The 5952-nt window shown below is 64.9% G+C and carries 8 protein-coding genes and 1 pseudogene; 6 read left to right on the forward strand and 3 right to left on the reverse strand.

From position 1 onward, the window contains the following. A pseudogene (locus tag MKK75_RS30880) lies at window positions 1-231 on the forward strand (hypothetical protein); the annotation flags it as partial. A gap of 375 nt (window positions 232-606) precedes the next feature. Here the strand turns inward: MKK75_RS30880 and MKK75_RS30885 are convergent. Both MKK75_RS30885 and MKK75_RS30890 read right to left on the reverse strand, forming a co-directional pair. Next, window positions 607-1074 carry a BLUF domain-containing protein gene (locus MKK75_RS30885; protein WP_244046292.1) on the reverse strand — a complete coding sequence of 156 codons (468 nt, stop codon included), beginning with the start codon at window positions 1072-1074 and terminating at the stop codon, window positions 607-609. Further along, window positions 1071-3428: an EAL domain-containing protein gene (locus MKK75_RS30890; protein ID WP_279594245.1), complete on the reverse strand. Its 2358-nt coding sequence runs from the start codon at window positions 3426-3428 to the stop codon at window positions 1071-1073. Before MKK75_RS30890 ends, MKK75_RS30885 begins: the two co-directional genes overlap by 4 nt. Between MKK75_RS30890 and MKK75_RS30895 the strand changes: the two genes are divergently transcribed. The 5 genes from MKK75_RS30895 to MKK75_RS30915 all read left to right on the forward strand — a co-directional run bounded on the left by MKK75_RS30895 (window position 3387) and on the right by MKK75_RS30915 (window position 5405). Continuing rightward, window positions 3387-3557 (forward strand): hypothetical protein, encoded by a 171-nt coding sequence (locus tag MKK75_RS30895; RefSeq protein ID WP_244046294.1) that lies wholly within the window; start codon window positions 3387-3389, stop codon window positions 3555-3557. The genes MKK75_RS30890 and MKK75_RS30895 overlap by 42 nt on opposite strands. 108 nt (window positions 3558-3665) lie before the next feature. Further along, window positions 3666-4064 (forward strand): hypothetical protein, encoded by a 399-nt coding sequence (locus MKK75_RS30900; RefSeq protein ID WP_244046295.1) that lies wholly within the window; start codon window positions 3666-3668, stop codon window positions 4062-4064. Between the two features lie 72 nt (window positions 4065-4136). Continuing rightward, the gene (locus MKK75_RS30905) at window positions 4137-4871 is read left to right on the forward strand and encodes a sigma-70 family RNA polymerase sigma factor (protein WP_244046296.1); all 735 of its coding nucleotides are present in this window, start codon (window positions 4137-4139) and stop codon (window positions 4869-4871) included. 35 nt (window positions 4872-4906) lie between these two features. Continuing rightward, window positions 4907-5068 (forward strand): DUF2934 domain-containing protein, encoded by a 162-nt coding sequence (locus MKK75_RS30910; RefSeq protein WP_244046297.1) that lies wholly within the window; start codon window positions 4907-4909, stop codon window positions 5066-5068. A gap of 4 nt (window positions 5069-5072) precedes the next feature. Next, complete coding sequence (locus tag MKK75_RS30915; protein WP_244046298.1) at window positions 5073-5405, forward strand: hypothetical protein; 333 nt, start codon at window positions 5073-5075, stop codon at window positions 5403-5405. A 28-nt stretch (window positions 5406-5433) separates the two neighbouring features. Here the strand turns inward: MKK75_RS30915 and MKK75_RS30920 are convergent. Beyond that, on the reverse strand, window positions 5434-5952 hold a 519-nt coding region (locus tag MKK75_RS30920), incomplete at its 5' end, for a methyl-accepting chemotaxis protein (protein WP_244046299.1).

Below are 5952 nucleotides of genomic sequence, written 5' to 3' on the forward strand. Positions count from 1 at the left end.
CTCCCAGTACAGAGCGGGCCGGGCGAAGCGCCGTTCCGCGAGATCGGACGCCTGCACGACGGTGACATGGTGGTGGTCTGCGAAAAACTCGGGCCGTGGCTCGGCGTCGTCTACGGTTCTGCGACGCTCGGCTGCCAAACCACGATCCTTGTACCCGTCGAGCAAACGTACACCGGTCCCTGTGACCACGGCTGGGTCATGGCCCGTAATGTCAGCGTTGGCGGGAAGTGACAGTTGGTCTGGCCACTTCGGACGATATGCTCTGCGGCGTCAGCTCGTAGGTCACTCGTCGTTGGTTTCGGGGGCCTCGTAACATAGGCATGCGAACTCGACGAGGCCGGCTAGAATTCCAATCGCGCAAACAGCTGCGATAGGCATTGATCGCTCCTGTTGAGGGCTGGCTTCACTGATGGAAGGGAGTTGGGGACACATGTCCGCCCGCGCCTCAGCACGACATCCTTGATCAGATTGCCAACGAGCGGCGGGCGACCTCAACCGATCAGACCGTGCGAGAATCCGCGCGGTTGGTCACACTGGCCGAGCTATGCCGTGATGGTCTATGCGCAATCGTTATGTCGAACGCAGAACCGACAGGCCCGGATGATTTCAGGCTGCAAACTGTGGCACCGACCCGATGGCGTGTGGCTGTGGTCGGATCAAAGCGGCCATGAGCTTCATCGCAGCGGCGGCAGCATCAGCCAATTCCGTATCGTGCTCGACACGCTCGACCAGTGCTCCGGAGCCCGCATCTGGAACGAGGTAGCTCATCGGATCTTCACCGAAGATCGGTTCTAGAACCGGCCCGCACTCAACGACCTCGACATTGACATGACGCAGATCGCAGCAGATCCGGTCGAAGATCGCCTCCACGGCGGCGGCAGGGCCCTCTAGGGCCTGCACGAAGAACAGGCGCGTGAACAGTAGCGTACCCGTGATGCCGGCCTCTGCGTTCCTGGTTCGCGATGTAGCCAGGGTCTTGTCGATCGCCCGCTGCACATCCTCAGCGGTTCCTTCGAACGTGCTGCGGCTCCGGTAGACCAGTCGAAACAGGTCGGGGGTGTCCTGCGGGTTCATGCAGCCTCGCGTGCTTCCACAAATGACAGGAACTCATCCAGGGGCAGCGGACGGCTGACGAGGTAGCCCTGCACCTGATCGCAGCCGGACGCGGCCGAGAACGCGAACTGCTCGGCGGTCTCGACGCCCTCGACCGTGATCGTCATGCCGAGGCATGTGCCCATGGTGATGATCGCCCGGACGATCGCGGCGCTCTCCAGGTCACCCGGGAGCTGGCGCACGAAGGATTGGTCGACCTTGATCTTGTCGAACGGGAAGCGGCGCAGATAGCTGAGCGAGGAGTAGCCGGTGCCAAAATCGTCCATCGAGATGCTGACCCCGGCCGCGCGCAGGCGGGTCAGGGTGGCGAGCGTGCGCTCCTCGTCCGCCAGCAGCACGCCCTCGGTGATCTCGAGTTCCAGCCGGTCCGCGGTGAGGCCGGAGGCGGCAAGCGCCGCCTTGACGGTGTCGGCGAGCCGTAGATCCCGGAACTGAGCGGGCGAGAGATTGACGGCGACCCGGATGTGCGACGGCCAGTGGGCCGCTTGGGCGCAGGCGGTGCGCAGGACCCATTGCCCCAGCGGCCCGATGAGGCCGGTCTCCTCGGCCAGCGGGATGAAGTCGGCGGGCGAGACGAGGCCGCGCTCCGGATGGCGCCACCGCACCAGGGCTTCGGCCGCGGTGATCCGGCCTGAACGCGCATCGACGAGCGGCTGGTAGTACACCTCGAATTCCTGCATCGCGATGGCGCGCCGCAGATCAGCCTCCAGGCTACGTCGCGCCTGAACGCGCGCGTCCAGTACCGGATCGAACCGGCGGAACGTGCCCTTGCCGTCAGTCTTGGCCTTGTAGAGCGCAAGGTCGGCGTTGCGCACGAGCTGGCTGGGCTCGATGCCGTCCACCGGCGCGAGGGCTGCCCCGACCGAGGCCCCGACATTGACGAGTTGGCCCTCGATCAGGAACGGGCGGCCGATCAGCTCGATGATGCGTCCGGCCAGGACCTGCACCACCTCGGGATTGGGCAGGTCCGCCTGCAGGACAGCGAACTCGTCGCCGCCCAGCCGCGCGACGACGTCGTGCTCGCCCAGGGCCGCCTTAAGCCGCTGCGCCGTCTTGCAGAGCAGCACGTCGCCCAGTCCGTGACCCAGCGTGTCGTTGACCAGCTTGAACCGGTCGAGATCGAGGACGAGCACGGCGAAGGCGCGATCGTGCTCCCGGTAGGAGGCGACGTGGTGCGCGAGCAGATCGTGGAAATGGGCGCGGTTGGGCAGGCCGGTCAGCGCGTCCGAGTAGGCCAGCGTCCGTATCTTCGACTCGGTCTGCAGGCGCTCCCGCTGGTCGCGGATGGCCAGCACGGTTTGTAGTCCGCTGCCGAGTGGGACCTTGCTGCGCAGGACGCGCACCGGCACGCGCAGCCCATCTGTGCCGACCAGCTCCGCCTCCCGCTCCTCGCGCTCGGGAAGTGCCGCGACGGCGAGGCCGGGCAACAGATCTGATAGGCGACGGCCGTTCAGTTCCCCAGGGTTCACACTCAACAGGCGTTCCAGGCTGCGATTGGCGGTGGTGATCATGTCGTCATCACACACGGCGAGCCCCTCGACGGCGAGGTTTGCCAACTCGCGCAGGCGCTGCTGGTCCCGACGTGCTTGTGCCCTGGCCTGTAGGGTGAGGCGTAACCCGACGACAGCTAGCGCCAGCAGGCCGAGGGACACGCCCGCCACGACCGGCGCGATGACTTCGGGCGGAACGGCGTGCGGCGGGAGCGAGCGCTCCGGATCGAAGGCCAGCGTCATCGCCGTCATGCCGCCGAAGTGCAGGACACCGATCGCCGCGACCAGCAGCGGGGCCCCGGCGCGGCGAAGGTCCCGGCGTCGCTCCCCCGTGACGACCATCGCCACGCCGAACATGAGCAAGCTGGTCGGTATGGACACCGCTAAGAGTGGGGGATCCCACGTGACGGTGCCAGCGACGAGATACGAAGCCTCGCCGAGGTAGTGCAGCGCTGCGATACTACTGCCGAGGAGAACGCCGATGAGAAAGCGATGGACTCGCTTGCGCTGGCCGATCGCGAGGGCGACGCTGATCCCGATGCCCGCGATGGCGACCAAGAGAGACAGGGCTGTCAGATAGGGATCGAACCCAGCGGGCATGCCCGGTCGAAAAGCCAGGAGCCCGATCATGTGGGTAGCCCAGGCGGTACAGCCTGAAGCGACGATGCTGGCACCAGCCCAAAGCGTAGCGGACCGGCCTTCGGAGCGCGCCGCATGAGTCGCGACCGAGAACGAACCGTAGACGCCGACGACGCAGGTTCCTGCGGCGAGTAGGATCAACTGATGATCGTGCGCCTGGGTAAGGCAGATGTAGACGGATCGCATGGCAAGCTCCGAGGCATTGAGCCTGGGCTCGACAGGTTAATTATTGGCCACACCTTGAAAAAGGCGATAATAGGCTCGGCGAAGATCGCAGTACCTTCTGAAGAAAATCCATCATATGTTGGAATGTAAAATGTTAATTCACAAGCAAGGGTTGTTTTGGCACGAGATTGGAACGTGTCTCCCGGTAGGTAGCCGGAACATTGTAACTGCGCGTTCCTCTCATCGATCACGTGCGTCGTGTGCATATCGCTCCTTGCCGGCGAGCGCTTCCTTGGCTACCTGACCAACTACCGGGCCGATGGCACCAAGTACCGTGCCGACCGGCTGGCCGAGGGCGATGGCCTGCTGACCATCCAGGAGCGCCGCCACCAGGGCAGGAAGAGCGACCCGAACGTGCTCCGGATCATCAGCCGGGAGTGGCTGCAATGGCTCGGGCGGGGAGGGTGGTCCACAGCCCCGGCGCTGCTCGGCGGCATAGGGTGCAAACCGATTCACCCCACGGATAGGGGAGATCCAAAAAGGGAGGTTGTGGATGCGGAACCGAAGAAGGGCTGCCGAGGGGCAGCGGTCGACCTCGACCGATCAGGCCGAATGAGAATCAGCGCGGTTGGTCGCACTGACCGAGCTATGCCGTGAGGATAAGCAGGGGGCCGGTTTACCGAACGAACCGCGATAGCCAATGACCCTCGTTTCGACTTGGCACCCACGATGAGTGCACAATCGGTCGAGAATCCTTCAGACGCATCACAAGCGATCCTCTCCGACCAAATCCGCAAACGTCTCGGCAGCTTACTCAGCGCCGCCTACATGCAGGAGAATGCCGAGTTGGACGCTGCGGGGCACTTCGCTGACCTGCTGGCCAAACTCAACATCGCGCTTGGGAAGGCACACGGCCGCGACGAGGCTGAGTTCCGGCGGCACTTTCTCGCTGTAGCGCCGAACCTGCGCAGGTTCGCCATATCGCTCGCACGCGACGCCACGGTAGCCGACGACCTCGTGCAGGATACTCTTCTGCGGGCTTGGCGGGCCCGAGCGTGCTTCGAACCAGGCACGAACTTCGAGGACTGGACTTTCACGATCCTGCGCAACGCGTTCTACAGCAGCCAGCGCAAAGTACGGGAAGTCGAGGATGGCGATGGCAGTTACACCGCCCGGCTCGCCATCCCGCCCGATCAAGCCGGCCGCCTCGACCTTCAGGACGTGCGTACCGCGCTCGACCGGCTCGCGCCGGTGATGCGCGAGGCGCTGGTGCTCGTGACGATTGAAGACCTGACCTATGACGAGGCCGCCGCGATCATGGGTTGCCAAGTCGGCACCGTGAAGAGCCGCGTCTGGCGGGCACGTGATCAGCTTGCACGGGCGCTTGGCTACACCGGCGCTGAGATCGGGAGTGACAGGGTGATGCTCTCCGCGCTCGGAGGGCCGCGTGAGAGTGGCGGATGAGTTCGGATCCATGCGCTGCATGTGCGACCGAGCCGATGATCGCACACGATGCGATCCGGGAGCGTGCCTACGATCTATGGGACCGGAACCACCGTCCTGCCGGTTATGAGTTGGAGTTCTGGCTCATGGCCGAGCGCGAGCTGAAGGCGGAGCGCCGAGGCGTGTCGAGCGGTTTGTCCGATGCGGGACGGGCGTAGGATCATGAGCGGCGGCATCGTTCCGCTACGCCGGAGAGGTGAGGAGCGATCCGCGCTCGCCCGGGTCGATGTCGCCGCGATAGAGTTGCTCGTCGGTGGTCACGCTACGAACCTGCAGGCGGCGCGGGCTCAGATCATTCTCGCGGACCTGCGGGCACAGCTGGATCAGATGACAGCGGTGCTCGCGGATGTGCACGGCCGCGAGCCGACCGGTGACCCTGAGATCGACGACACTAACTCTAACCTAATCACGGCGATCAACCAAGGCATCGTGCAGATCGATCTCTTCGTCGCACAGGCCCGCACTTTCGCGGAGGGAATCACTCAAACGGGGTAGGTCGAGGCAGACTCGTACTTCCGCGGTCTCAGTGCCGGTAGCGTTCGGCCAGCTTCGTCAGCGTCTGGGCTAGATCGGTGATATTGGCTGAGGCGGCCTCAACCTGCCGCGTCCCGGCGGCGGTCTGTTGGCTCGCCTGCCGGATGTTCTGGAGCGCACCCATCACCTGCTCGATCCCGAGCTGCTGCTGGTTCGTCGAGGCAACGACCTGCTGGAACACCTGCGCACCTTCCTCGACCTTCGCGCTGATCTCCTCGATGGTGCGCTGCGTCGTGTCGGAGCGGGTCTTGCCGGCGGCGGCTCGCTTGACCGCCTCCTCGGTGAGCATCACCGACGTGTTGATACCCCGCTGGATCTCGCCCAGGATGCCGCGGACCTGGCCAGTGGCGGCCTTGGCCTGATCGGCCAGCAGCTTCATCTCCGAGGCGACGACCGAGAAGCTGCGCCCGCTCTCGCCGGCCGCCGCCGCCTCGATGGCGGCGTTGAGCGCGAGCAGGTGCGTGCGCTCCGAGATGTCGTTGACCGTCTCGATGATGTCGCCGATCGT

This window comes from Methylobacterium sp. J-030 (assembly GCF_022829545.1).
GTDB lineage: Bacteria > Pseudomonadota > Alphaproteobacteria > Rhizobiales > Beijerinckiaceae > Methylobacterium.